Below are 12,566 nucleotides of genomic sequence, written 5' to 3' on the forward strand. Positions count from 1 at the left end.
GTGGCGCAACCCGTCGACGCCACCCGTCCACTGGCCGGAGTGCGGATCGTCGAGATCTCCAGTTTCGTGGCCGTCCCGCTGGCCGGGATGACGCTGGCCCAGCTGGGAGCGGAGGTGATTCGCGTCGATCCCGTCGGCGGTGCCGCCGACTACCGCCGGTGGCCGCTCACCGCCGACGGCGAGAGCATCTACTGGGCCGGTCTGAACAAGGGCAAGCTCTCCGCGGCGATGGACGGGCGCTCGCCGGAGGGTCGGGAACTGATCACACGCCTGATCGTCGACGCGGGCGTCTTGATCACCAATGCCGTTGGGCGGCAATGGCACTCATATGACACCCTCGTCGAGCTGCGGCCCGACCTCATCCACGTCGAGGTGTCCGGTCGAGTGGACGGCGGAACCGGGGTCGACTACACCGTCAACGCCGGACTCGGATTTCCGGCGGTCACCGGACCACCTGGCCTGGCCGACCCGGTGAACCACGTCCTGCCCGCCTGGGACGTCACCTGCGGACTGTACGTCGCGCTCGCGGTGACCACCGCCCTGCGGCACCGCGACGCGACCGGGGCGGGCCAGCGCGTCGGCGTCGCGCTGGAGAACGTCGCCCTCGCCACCGCGGGCAACCTGAGTTTCCTGACCGAGGCCATGGTCAACGGCGTCGACCGTGACCGCATCGGCAACTCGATCTACGGCCAGTACGGACAGGCTTTCGTCAGCGCCGACGGGGTGTCGTTCATGGTCGTCGCGCTCACCGGGCGTCACTTCCGGGACCTGACCGAGATGACCGCCACGACGAATGCCGTTGCTGCGCTTGGTAATGCGATCGGCGCGGACTTCACCGACGAGGGACAGCGCTACCGCCACCGCGACGCCCTCACCGGCCTGTTCACGGTGTGGTTCACCGAGCGCACCGCCGAGGAGGTCGCCGCGGCCCTGTCGGCGACGTCGATCCTCTGGGAGCGCTACCGCACCTTCGCCGAGGCCGTGGCCGACCCCAAGGTGACCGACAACCCGATGTTCAGTCCGCTCGACCAGCCGCGGATCGGCGAGTACCTGGCCCCGGGGCTGCCGCTGGCGGTCGACGGTCGTCACCGCCCCGCGGTACCCGCTCCAAGACTCGGTGACCACACCGCCGACCTGCTGCGCGAACGGCTCGGGTTGGCCGACGCCGACGTCGCCCGGCTGACCGACGCCGGGACCGTCGCGTGAGCGCGCTGCTGCGCCTGCTCGACGTCGAGCAGGCGGCGTCGCAGGACGCGTGGACTGGTGCCGCCAGCGGTCCCGAGGGCAAGCGGGCGTTCGGTGGCCAGTTCATGGCGCAGTCCCTCGCCGCTGCCGCGCGCACCGTCGAACCCGCCAAGCTGCCCACCAACATGCACCTGCAGTTCCTTCGCGGCGGTGAGGCCGGCGACCCGGTGGACTACGACGTGGAGCGCGTCTTCGACGGTCGCACCGCGTCGTCGCGCCGGGTGGTGTCGCGCCAAGGCAATCGGGTGACGACGGCGGCCACCGTCTCGTTCTCCCTTCCGCTGCCCGGCCCGGAGCACGGCCATCGGGACTCGTTGCCGGAGGACCCGGAGGACCTGCCGCGCACCGGCCCGCCCGGACCGGCGCCGTCGATGCCGTTGGACGAGATCGACGTTCGCGTGGTCGACGACCGGTCGACGGAGGAGTTCGTGCGACGGCTGTGGTGGCGGGTCGTGGTCGACGTCCCCGCGGACCCGCTGCTGCACGACGTCATCGCGGCGTACGTGTGCGACGTGTACATGATCGACCCCGCGCTGCAGGTGCACGGGCACTCGATGATGGCCAGAACCCATCGCAGCGGTACGACGGACTCGTCGATCTGGTTTCACCGCCCGGTGCGAGCCGACCGGTGGAACCTGTTGGAGACCAGATCTCCCGCGGCGGCGCGGGGCCGTGGCGTCATCGTCGGCAGCCTCGTCGGTGCCGACGGCGCGATCAGCGCGACCGTCGCGCAGGAGGGTCTCATCGCCGAGCGGGAGCAGTGAGCCGGAGGCTGGCCAGCCGGGGGGCGACCGGGCCAATCCGCTTGCGCGCCACGGTGAGCAGCAGGGTCAGCGCCACGCCGGTCAGCAGGGACGCGACGACCCCCAGCAGGCGGTGCTCACCGAACAGCGGATAGACCTGGTAGTGCACCAGGTAGATCAGCAGTGACGCCTCGGCCAGGACGCCCGCCACCACGGTGCACGCCGACGGGCAGCGGATCGCGGGCAGCCAGATCAGCAACGCCAGACCCGTGAACACCAGCATCTCCCGGTGCGAGTCGGCGAAGTATCCGACGATGCCGACGGCGAGCATCGCGGTCACCGTGGCGCGTTGCCACCCGGTCGAGGCCTTCGAGGCCGCCCAGCCGACGGCGAAGAACCAGAACGCCACCACGGTGAACCACGCCTCGCGGCCCAGGCCGAAACCGTCGAAGCGGATCAGCAGTCCCACCGCCAGCACCGCGCAGGCGCACGCGAAGGGCCTCCGTCGCTCCATCCGGTCGGCGACCCGTGACGCGCAGGCCACGGTCACGGCCACCAGAATCCACACCACGACCTCGACGAACCACAGCCGTCCCGCGGTCATGCTGTCAGCAGGGCCGAGGAACTTGTTGGCCAACAACAGGTTCGACGCGGTGTAATCGTCGGTGATCACCAACGCGACCGCGACCCACACGATCGACGGCACGGCGATCCAGGCGATGGTGCCGCACAGGTGCCGGACCCGTCGGGTACGGGGCAGCGGTGTCAGGCAGAACCGGCCGAAGTTGTATCCGGCGATGCCGAGCAGCACGTGCGCGCCACCCCACAGGGTGTAGAGCCCCGCGTGCGACCCGACCACCAGGACGATGGCGACGGCGCGTAGCGCCACGCTGGTCTCCAGCGTGGTGCCCCACCGGCGCCGGGTTCGGTGTGAGGCCTCCAACTCGCGCAGGGGCATCCGCGGCCAGTTGGTGGGGAGATGGCCCAGTGCTCGCTCCAGGCGCACCGACATCGCGACGTAGGACAGGGAGTTGCCACCGAGGTCGACGAAGCTGGCCCGCGGGTCGACCGCCGCGGGGTCGAGATGCAGGACGACGGCGAACAGGTTGCGAAGGTCGGGGGCGTCGGGTTCGGTCACCTCGCCGGATTCGGCCAGGGCGCGCACGGACGGCAGGTCGGGCTTGCCCGACGGCAGCCTCGGGATCTCCTCGACGTCGACGACGCGGATCGCCGCCCGGGGCAGTCCCGCGGCGTCGGCGGCCACCTGTGCCACGTCGGCGTTGGCGGGGCGGGCGGCGGCCGCCACGAGCAGGACGCCGTTGCCGTCGGTGCAGATGGCGTCCACCCCGGCGGTGTGCAGCGCCCCCTCGACGCGCTGAAGGTCGATGCGCAGACCGAAGAGCTTCACGAAGCGACTGAGGCGGCCGACCACCTCGTAGAGTCCGTCGGGCGTGCGGCGGGCGAGGTCGCCGGTGCGGAGGGCGTCGACGGTGTGGCCCAGTGCGAGATCCCCGGGGCGTTGCGCGTAGCCCATCATCACGTTGGGTCCGTGGTACACCAATTCGCCGGTGCCCTCGCCTATCTCGTCGGCGGTGCCCTCGACCGGGTCGAGCTCGAATCGTCCGCCGTCGACCGGCACTCCGATCGACGTCGGATGGTCGTGGGCGAGTTCCGGTGGCAAGTAGGCCATTCGCGCGGTCGCCTCGGTGGCGCCGTACATCACGAACAGTCGCCAGCCGCGCCGCCGGCCAAGGTCGGCGAACCGACGGACCGCGTCGGGCGCGAGCCGCCCGCCGGCCTGAGTGACGTAGCGCAGGTGCGGCAGCGACATGTCGTGAAACCCGATGCGGTCCAACAGGTCGAAGGTGTGCGGGACACCGGCGAAGGCCGTGCCGCGGCGCTTCTTCATCAGCTCCCAGAAGCCGTCGTCGACGACCGAGTGGTCGGTGAGGATCAGGCCGGCGCCGCGCAGCAGGTGGCTGTGCAGTACCGAGAGGCCGTAACAGTAGGACATGGGCAGCGTCGTCATGGCCCGGTCGGTGGGGCGGACGTCGAGGTAGGTCGCGATGGCGTCGGCATTGGCGGCCACGTTGGTCCGCGACAGGCGCACCAGCTTGGGTGATCCGGTGCTGCCGGATGTCGACATCAGCAACGCCAAGTCGGGATGCAGATCGTGGGCCGGGGTGTGGCGGTGGCGCACCGTGCCGTCGAGGACCACGACGTCGGGGTCGTACGCGTCGACGATCGCGGAGTGGTCGACGCCCCCGGGCACGGGCAGCGCGACGTGACCGCCGGCGAGCGCGCCGAGGTAGTGCACGACGGCGTCCACGCTGTTGCGGGCCTCCACCATGACGAGTCGGCGCCGCGAGCCGAGATCTGAAGCGCTGGCGGCGACCCGATCGGCCAACTCCCGGTAGGGGATCCGATCGTCGTCGGTCAGCAGCGCCGCGTCGTCGCCCCGGGAGGCGAGGTGCTCGACCAGTCGCGTGAACATCACGGTCGCTCGTCGAGCACCGCGGCGGTGCCGATCACCTCGACGCGGACCTTGGCGTCCACCCCGGGCGGGTCGATTCCATGCCGTCGGACGGTGATCGGCTCGCCCGCACCGAGGTCGACGACCAGAAGCACGTCGCGTCCGCGGAATTCCGAGGACGACACGGTGCCGAGGCGATCTCCCTCGTCTCGGTCGTCGACGGTGGTGGCAACCAGTTGCTCGGGCCGCAGCACCAGTGTCGCCGCGCCGTCGGCCGCGCCGTCGCGAACCGGCACCCGGCCCAGGGCGCAGTCGGCCACGCCTGCGGTTATCGTGGCCGGCAGCAGCACGCAGTCACCCAGGAACTGGGCGGTGAACACGTCACCCGGGGCGAGGTAGACCTGTTGCGGCGTGCCGACTCTGGTGAACCGACCGTCGCGCATGACGGCGACCTGGTCGGCGATCGACAGGGCCTCCTCCTGGTCGTGGGTGACCAATAGGGTCGTCACTCCTGCCTCGGCGAGCAGCCGCGCGACCGCCGTTCGCGTCGACGAGCGCAGGCCGGTGTCAAGCGCGCTGAACGGCTCGTCGAGCAGCATCAGGGCGGGCTCGCGGGCCAGTGCCCGGGCCAGGGCGACGCGCTGCTGTTGACCACCCGAGAGCTGGTGTGGCCGACGGCGTTCCATCGCCGGATCCAGCGACACCGTCGCGAGTAGTTCGGCGACCCGGGCGCGGGTGCTGCGAGCGCTGCCCTCGAGTCCGTAGGCGACGTTCTGCCCGACCGTCAGGTGAGGGAACAACGCACCGTCCTGGGCGACGTAGCCGACGTCGCGCAGGTGGGCGGGCACGCACCGGCCGGCGTCGGCGACCGTGCGTCCGGCGATGGCGATGCTCCCGGCGTCGGGTGTCTCGAACCCGGCGACCAGGCGCAGTAGCGTGGTCTTGCCGCATCCCGACGCGCCGACGACCGCCGTCACGGTCCCGGGCCGCACCGACAGGTCGACGCCGTGCAGGATCTCCTGACCGTCGAAACTCTTTGCCAGACCGCCGATCTCGAGTGCGTGGGTGGTCACAGCGCGGCCGCCCGCGTCGACTGACGGAATAGGACGAGCGTCACCGGGACCGACAGCGCGACGAGCAGCAGTGCGTAGGGTGCGGCGGCCGCGTAGTCGAGTTCGCTGCTGAGCGACCAGAATCGCATCGCCAGCGTGCTGGTGCCGGTGGGGGCCAGCAGCAGCGTGGCGGTGAGTTCGGTGGCGACGGCGACGAACACCAGGGAGGCTCCTGCCGCGGCGGCAGGGGCGGTGAGTCGCAGGGTGACGCGCAGGAAGGTCCGGGTCGGAGACACGCCCAGGGACCGGGACGCCTCCTCGATGCCGGGTGGGATCTGCGCCAACCCGGATCTGAGGTTGACCATCGCGCGGGGGATGAACAGCAGCACGTAGGCGGCCAGTACGAGGGTGGCGGTCTGGTACAGCGGCGGGACGACGCGGATGGCGACGGTGACGAGCGCCAAGGCGCTGACGATTCCCGGCATCGAGCTGGTGACGAAGTTGCAGCCCTCGACGAATCGGGCGAGCGCGCCGCGGTACCGCACCGCGACCCAGGCGAAGGGGAATGCGAGCACGGTCGTCACCGCCGCGGCCACCGCGGCGAGGCCTGCGGTCTGGGCGGTGGTCGAGACGATCTCGGCGACGTTCCATACGTCCGCCCCGCCGATCCACGACCAGCGGACGATCGTCCAGGTCGGGACGCCGAGGGCCAGGGCGGTCAGCAGCGCAAGCGCGATCCAGGACGGAATCGCCTTGGCGCCCAACCGATGCGGTGACAGGTGTCGGGCGGCACCCGAGCCGATCCTGGCGTAGCGGGCGGTGCCGCGGCCGCCCGCCTCGGCGGCCAGTAGCACCAGACACAACAGCACCAGGACACCGGCGAGGGTGCTGCCGGCGGCACCGTCGAAGGTGGCCTGGAACTGTTCGAAGATGGCCGTGGTGAGGGTGGGGAAGCGCAGCATCGCAAACGCGCCGTACTCGGCCAGCAGGTGCACCGCGATCAGTAGTCCACCGCCGAGGATGGCGAGGCGCAGCTGTGGCAGCACGACGCGCCAGAAGGCGCCGGCCGGGCTGGAGCCAAGGGCCCGGGCCGATTCCTCGGTGGCGGGGTCGAGCCGGCGCAACGTGGCCGAGGCGGGCACGTAGACGAAGGGGAAGTACGACGTCGTCGCGACCAGTACGCCGGCCCAAAATCCGTGCAGCGACGGCACCACGCTGACCCAGGCGTAGCTGTTGACGAAGGCGGGCACGGCCAGCGGTGCGACCAGCAGCGGCCTCCACGTCGAGCGCCCCGGCACGTCGGTGCGCTCCACCAGCCATGCCGCGCCGACGCCGAGCACCACGCACGACGGCACCGTCACCACGATCAGTCCGACTGTGTTGAGCAACAATTCGAGCACCCGCGGGCGGGCGACGAGGGCGTAGGTCTCGGACGGCCCGGTGCTCACCACCGACCAGACGACGTATCCCAGCGGCACGAAGGTCGCCGCGACGAGCACCGCGACGACGGCGACGAGCGCGGGCCCGGGCCGGCGGCCACCGGCGCCGACCGACGCCGGGCCCGGGGCCGTGTCGGTGATCATCTAGAGCAGGCCGGCCTTGGTCATCAGGTCGGTGACCTTCTTGGCGTCGAGGTCCGACGGGTTGACCGCGGGTGCCTGCAGGTCGGCCAGTGGCACCAGCGCCGGGTTGGCCGGCACACCGCTGGCCACGGGGTACTCGAACGAGGTGCCGTTCTCGAGCACTTCCTGACCGGCCTTGCTGGTCACGAAGGCCAGGAACTTCTGGGCCTCGTCCTTCTTCTTGCTCGAATTCAGCACGCCACCACCGGAAATGGAGACGAAGGCGCCGGGATCGGAGTTGCGGAAGTAGTGCAGCGCGGTGTTGCCGCTGATCTCCTTGGTCTTGGCCTGATCGCGGAACCAGTAGTAGTGATAGATGATTCCGCCGTCCACCTCGCCGGCGTTGATCGCCCGCAGTGTGGCGATGTTGTCTTGGAAGATCTCCGCCCCCGACTTCATGCCCGCCAGCCAGGCCGACGTCGCTCGTTCGCCGGTGAGGTCGAGCATGGCCGCCACGATGGCCTGGAAGTCGGGCTTGACGGGCGGTGCACCCCAGCGCCCCTTCCACTCCGGCTTCTCCAGATCCATGATCGACCTGGGCAACTGCGCCTCGGTGAGCTTGGACTTGTCGTAGGCGAAGACGGTGGTGCGCGCGGCGACACCGGTCCACTTGTTGGTGGCGGGCCGGTACTGCGCGGGCACCTGTGCCACGGTGGCGGGGTCGACGTCGGCGAACAGGCCGGCCTTCTCCACCGCTGCCATCGCCGGTGAGTTCTCGGTGAGGATGACGTCGGCGGGTGACGACGCGCCCTCGGCGATCAACTGGTTGCCGAGTTCGGTGTCACCGCCCTGGCGGTAGGTGACCTTGATTCCGGTGGCCTTGGTGAACGCGTCGATCCACTCCTTGGTCAGCGACTCGTGCTGGGCGTTGTAGATCAACAGCCCGTCGGAGTCGCCGGACGACGAGGAGCACGCCGTCGCGCTCGCGACGAGCGCGATCGCGGCGAGCAGAACGCCAATCCGCTTCCAAGGTGGTCGCATCGAGTACATCCCTTCCGTCCAGGTCTGAGCCCGGCAGCGGTTCATCGAGGTGAGGGTTACCTAAGCAACATACCTGGGCCCGTCGAGGAGAAGTTTGGTTGCCGGGACGACGTGTCGTCGGTTCTGTACGTTGACTGACATCCGGCGGGCCGCGCCAGTTTCGTCCCGACACGTTAGGAACCATCGCCATGACCTTCTCCCTCGTGCGCTGCGGCGCGATCGGCCTCGTCGGGGCGTGTGCGGCCGGATCACTCGTCGCGGGTGCCGGGGTGCTGCCGGTCGCCGATGCCGCGCCGTGCAAGGCCAGCGGGTTCGCCGCGACGGCCAGCGGGGTGTTGAGTTCGGCGGGTGCCTACCTCGACGCACACCCCGCGGCCGACGACGTCTTGACTGCGGCCGCCAGCCAGCCGCCGGAGGTGGCGCGAACTTCCGTCCGCGGCTACTTCATCGCCCATCCCGGCGAATTCCTCGACCTGCAGCGCATCGTGCAGCCCCTCAAGGACGTAAAGGCTCAGTGCGGCGTCGACCTGTCGCCCAGCCAGTTGGCGTCGTTGTTCGAGGCGCTGGCGGAGTAGTCCGCCCCGCGTCTACGCGGGCAGGTCGGTGTACTGCAACGTGAATCCGTCTGCGCTGAAGGTGAATCCGTTGCCCGACACCTCGCTGGCGCAGGAGATCCCGGTTGCCTCCTGCACGTTGCACCGAAAGCCGGAAACGATGAGCACCTTGTCGAACGGCAGGATCGCGGCGGGCCCGGGGTCGAGCGAGTACCCCGGGGCCTCGAGCGTGGCGAATCCCGCGTCACCGAGCCGGCCCACCTGGATGGCGTTCGGCGCGGCCTCGGATCCGTCGGGTGCGGGCACCGTGTCCGGTGCCCCCTTGACGGGAATGGTCGACCCGGTCGAGGACTGGCAGCCCGCCGCGTCGCGCGGCACGATCGCGCATACCCACCGCTTGCTCGGGCTGGTGAAGTAGTAGGCCGTCTGTCCGTCGGCCCGGGGTGCGGCGTAGTCGAAGGCGTTGACGAGCGCGTCGTTGGTCGGGCGGTTCGCCAGCGGGGGTGGCGGTGTGGTGCTGGTCTCGGTGGTGGGACGCGGCTCGTCGGTGTTCACCACGGTTCCGGAGTCACACGCCACGGCCGTCAGCGCGGCAACGGCGAGGGGGAGTGCGGACAAGAGGGCCCGGTGGTGAGGTCGTCTTGCCATGGCGCACATCATGGCACGGCGGTTCCGACGTGAGTGCCGGCGCGACCGCCTCGACCCCGGCGCGGACCTGCTCGTCACCACCGCGGCCTCGGCAGGTTCTCCGAGGAGAACGCCGCCCACGGTATCGAGGTCCCCGACTTCTCGAGCCCCTAGGTTCGCGCCTGTGGACGAATCGGCGTCTGTGGATGACCGGCCCTGGGCCGGGGTCCGCTGTCGGTGTGGCCACGCACGGTGTGGGCATGACGGAAACGTGGACCCGCGCCCAAATCGGCGCTCTCGGTGAGCAGCTCGCGGTCGACTACCTGACCGGGCACGGCCTACGGGTGCTGACCCGCAACTGGCGATGCCGCTACGGCGAGCTTGACGTGATCGCCACCGACCCCGCCACGGGCGCGGTGGTGTTCGTCGAGGTCAAGACGCGCACCAGCGACCGCTTCGGTGGCGTCGAGCAGGCGGTGACCCCGCAGAAACTGCGGCGCTTGCGCCGGCTGGCCGGAGTGTGGCTGGCCACCCAGGATCGCCGATGGCCTCGGATGCGCATCGACGTCGTGGGCATCCGGATCGGGCGCGGTCCCACTCCGGAGATCACCCACCTTCAGGCGGTGGGGTGATGGCGCTGGGACGGGCGCATTCGGTCGGGGTGTGCGGCGTCGACGGAGTCATCGTGGAGATCGAGGCGCACATCACCTCGGGTTTGCCAGGGGTGCACCTCGTCGGGCTGCCAGACGCCGCGCTGCAGGAGGCGCGCGACCGGGTGCGTTCGGCGATCACCAACTGCGGCAACGAGTGGCCGCAGACCCGGCTGACCCTGGCGCTGTCCCCGGCAACCCTGCCCAAGATGGGTTCGGTCTACGACGTGGCCTTGGCGCTCGCCGTCGTCTCGGCGGAGAAGAAGAAGTCCTGGGCGCGGTTGGACGAGACGGTGTTGCTCGGCGAGTTGGCACTCGACGGGCGCGTCCGCCCGGTCAAGGGCGTGTTGCCCGCGGTGCTGGCCGCCAAGCGGGAGGGCTGGTCGTCGGTGGTGGTGCCGATCGACAATCTGGCCGAGGCCAGTCTGGTGGACGGCATCGACGTGTGGGGAGCCAAGACGCTGCCCCAGGTGCAGGCATGGCTGGAGGGCAAGGGCGTCCTCGACGACCATGCGGACGAGGCAGCCGCCGAGGCCGAACCCGTCGCCGACCTCGCCGACGTCGTCGGGCAGACACACGCCAGGTTCGCCGTCGAGGTCGCCGCGGCCGGCGCACACCATCTGATGCTGACGGGACCGCCGGGGGTGGGCAAGACCATGCTGGCGCAACGACTTCCGGGTCTCCTGCCGCCGCTCACCCACGACGAGTCGCTACAGGTGACCGCCATTCACTCCGTGGCCGGCCTGCTGTCTGGTCGCACGCCGCTCATCACCAGACCGGTGCTCGTCGCACCGCACCACACGTCGACCGTGGCCGCCATGGTGGGCGGCGGGTCGGGCCTCGCGCGGCCCGGCGCGGTCAGTCGCGCCCACCGCGGGGTGCTGTTCCTCGACGAGTGCGCCGAGATCGGCTCCAGCGTGCTCGAGGCGTTGCGAACACCATTGGAGGACGGCGAGATTCGACTCGCCCGCCGAGACGGCGTGGCCCGATACCCCGCCCGGTTCCAGCTGGTGATGGCCGCCAATCCGTGCCCCTGCGCGCCCGCGAAGTCCAGCGATTGCATCTGCGCGGCGGCCGTCAAGCGGCGCTACCTCGGCAAGTTGTCCGGTCCGCTGATGGACCGCGTGGATCTGCGGGTGGAACTGCACCCGGTTCCCTCGGGCGTGATCGGGGCGACCGAGGGGGAGTCCACCGCGGCGGTGCGGGACCGGGTGGCCGCAGCCCGCGACGCGGCCGCGGCACGCTGGGCTCCGCACGGCGTTCGGACCAATGCCGAAGTCAGCGGACCGTTGCTGCGCAGACGTTTTCGGCTCGATCGGGCGGTGATGGCGCCGCTGCGGTCCGCGCTGGACAAGGGCGATCTCAGCATTCGCGGCGTCGACCGAACGCTGCGCGTCGCGTGGACCCTCGCCGACCTGGGTGGCCGCACGACGCCGGTGCTGGACGACGTGAACGTCGCCCTGAGCTTCCGGCAGGCCGGGGGTTCGCGATGACCGCCGAGAGCCGGGCGTGGGCCTATCTGTCCCGGGTCGTCGAGCCGCCGTCGCGCGCGTTGGCCGCTCTCGTGGCGGAGGTGGGCCCCGTGGACGCCGCGGCACTGATCAGGAGCGGGCGGGTGGAGGACGCCACGCTGCAGCGGCTCACCCAGGCGCGGCGCGAGGTCGACCAGGCGGTGCGGGACCTCGACGTACTGGCGCGCCTGGGTGGTCGACTGGTCACCCCGGACGACCCGGACTGGCCGCTGCTGGCGTTCCGGTCCTTCGACGGTCGACCTGCGTGCGATCGGCCCACCGGAGCCGCGCCGATGGTGCTGTGGGTAGTCGGGGACGACTCGCTGGCCGACGTCGCCGACCGATCGTGCTCGATAGTCGGCACTCGGGCGGCGACGTCCTACGGGGAACACCAGGCGGCCGACCTGGCTGCCGGACTCGCCGACCGCGACGTGGCGGTGGTCTCGGGTGGTGCCTTCGGCATCGACGGCGTGGCCCACCGCGCCACGTTGGGAGCCGAGGGGCTGACCGTCGCGGTGCTCGCCGGCGGCGTGGACGTGCCCTACCCGTCGGCTCACACCGCGATGCTGCGCCGAATCGCCGAACAGGGCCTGCTGGTCAGCGAGTATCCCCCCGGGGTACGCCCGGCGCGCCACCGGTTCTTGACCCGCAACCGTCTCGTCGCCGCGCTCTCTGGCGCCACGGTGGTGGTGGAGGCCGGGCTGCGCAGCGGGGCGGCCAACACCGCCTCCTGGGCGCAGGCCCTCGGCCGGCCGGTGTGCGCCCTGCCGGGTCCGGTGACCTCCTCGGCCTCGGCCGGGTGTCACGTGCTGATCAGGAACGGCGCCCTGCTCGTCACGCGGGTGGAGGAGGTCGTCGAAGTGGTCGGGGCGGCCGGTGAACTGGCAGCGGAACCGGAACACCCCAGCTCGCCGCTGGACGGTCTGACCGACGTCGAACTGCGCACCTATGACGCCTTCCCGCCGCGCGCCGCCCGAACGGTCGACGAGCTCGCCGTGGCCGCCGGCGTGCCGCCCACCGAACTGCTCGGTCCGCTGGCCGCCCTGGAGCTCGCCGGTCTGGTTCGGCGTCAGGAGGGGAGGTGGCGCGTGGTGCTCCGGTAGGTTGA

The 12,566-nt window shown here is 70.8% G+C and carries 11 protein-coding genes; 6 read left to right on the forward strand and 5 right to left on the reverse strand.

What is annotated here, in order from left to right:
- Together ABZ195_RS02290 and ABZ195_RS02295 are read left to right on the forward strand one after the other, a co-directional pair.
- Entirely contained in the window at positions 1–1,206 is a 1,206-nt protein-coding gene (locus tag ABZ195_RS02290; protein ID WP_355214463.1) for a CoA transferase, read from the forward strand.
- The gene (locus ABZ195_RS02295) at positions 1,203–2,009 is read left to right on the forward strand and encodes an acyl-CoA thioesterase domain-containing protein (RefSeq protein WP_355214465.1); all 807 of its coding nucleotides are present in this window, start codon (positions 1,203–1,205) and stop codon (positions 2,007–2,009) included. Before ABZ195_RS02290 ends, ABZ195_RS02295 begins: the two co-directional genes overlap by 4 nt.
- On the opposite strand, the gene ABZ195_RS02300 is transcribed toward ABZ195_RS02295, so the two are convergent.
- From ABZ195_RS02300 to ABZ195_RS02315, 4 genes are read right to left on the reverse strand one after another with little or no spacing between them, the layout of a single operon-like run.
- The gene (locus ABZ195_RS02300) at positions 1,987–4,482 is read right to left on the reverse strand and encodes an AMP-binding protein (protein ID WP_355214467.1); all 2,496 of its coding nucleotides are present in this window, start codon (positions 4,480–4,482) and stop codon (positions 1,987–1,989) included. The genes ABZ195_RS02295 and ABZ195_RS02300 overlap by 23 nt on opposite strands.
- Positions 4,482–5,534 carry an ABC transporter ATP-binding protein gene (locus ABZ195_RS02305; protein ID WP_355214469.1) on the reverse strand — a complete coding sequence of 351 codons (1,053 nt, stop codon included), beginning with the start codon at positions 5,532–5,534 and terminating at the stop codon, positions 4,482–4,484. Before ABZ195_RS02305 ends, ABZ195_RS02300 begins: the two co-directional genes overlap by 1 nt.
- Positions 5,531–7,096, reverse strand: a complete 1,566-nt coding sequence (locus ABZ195_RS02310) for an iron ABC transporter permease (RefSeq protein ID WP_355214471.1) — start codon at positions 7,094–7,096, stop codon at positions 5,531–5,533. Before ABZ195_RS02310 ends, ABZ195_RS02305 begins: the two co-directional genes overlap by 4 nt.
- The gene (locus tag ABZ195_RS02315) at positions 7,097–8,116 is read right to left on the reverse strand and encodes an iron ABC transporter substrate-binding protein (protein WP_355214473.1); all 1,020 of its coding nucleotides are present in this window, start codon (positions 8,114–8,116) and stop codon (positions 7,097–7,099) included.
- 188 nt (positions 8,117–8,304) lie between these two features.
- Here ABZ195_RS02315 and ABZ195_RS02320 point away from each other — a divergent pair, with 188 nt between their 5' ends.
- Entirely contained in the window at positions 8,305–8,691 is a 387-nt protein-coding gene (locus ABZ195_RS02320) for a heme-binding protein (protein WP_355214475.1), read from the forward strand.
- Positions 8,692–8,703: 12 nt separating this feature from the next.
- Here ABZ195_RS02320 and ABZ195_RS02325 read toward each other — a convergent pair whose 3' ends face one another.
- On the reverse strand, positions 8,704–9,318 hold the full coding sequence (locus ABZ195_RS02325) for a hypothetical protein (protein ID WP_355214477.1): 615 nt from the start codon (positions 9,316–9,318) through the stop codon (positions 8,704–8,706).
- Between the two features lie 239 nt (positions 9,319–9,557).
- Here ABZ195_RS02325 and ABZ195_RS02330 point away from each other — a divergent pair, with 239 nt between their 5' ends.
- From ABZ195_RS02330 to dprA, 3 genes are read left to right on the forward strand one after another with little or no spacing between them, the layout of a single operon-like run.
- A complete protein-coding gene (locus ABZ195_RS02330; RefSeq protein ID WP_355214478.1) occupies positions 9,558–9,929 on the forward strand; it encodes a YraN family protein in 372 nt (123 codons plus the stop codon).
- The gene (locus tag ABZ195_RS02335; protein WP_355214480.1) at positions 9,929–11,440 is read left to right on the forward strand and encodes a YifB family Mg chelatase-like AAA ATPase; all 1,512 of its coding nucleotides are present in this window, start codon (positions 9,929–9,931) and stop codon (positions 11,438–11,440) included. The genes ABZ195_RS02330 and ABZ195_RS02335 overlap by 1 nt, the downstream gene beginning before the upstream one ends.
- Positions 11,437–12,561, forward strand: coding sequence for a DNA-processing protein DprA (gene dprA, locus ABZ195_RS02340; protein ID WP_355214482.1), 1,125 nt, complete (start codon positions 11,437–11,439; stop codon positions 12,559–12,561). The genes ABZ195_RS02335 and dprA overlap by 4 nt, the downstream gene beginning before the upstream one ends.
- The last annotated feature ends 5 nt before the right edge of the window (positions 12,562–12,566 follow it).

This window comes from Mycobacterium sp. NPDC006124 (assembly GCF_040614235.1).
Taxonomy (GTDB): domain Bacteria; phylum Actinomycetota; class Actinomycetes; order Mycobacteriales; family Mycobacteriaceae; genus Mycobacterium.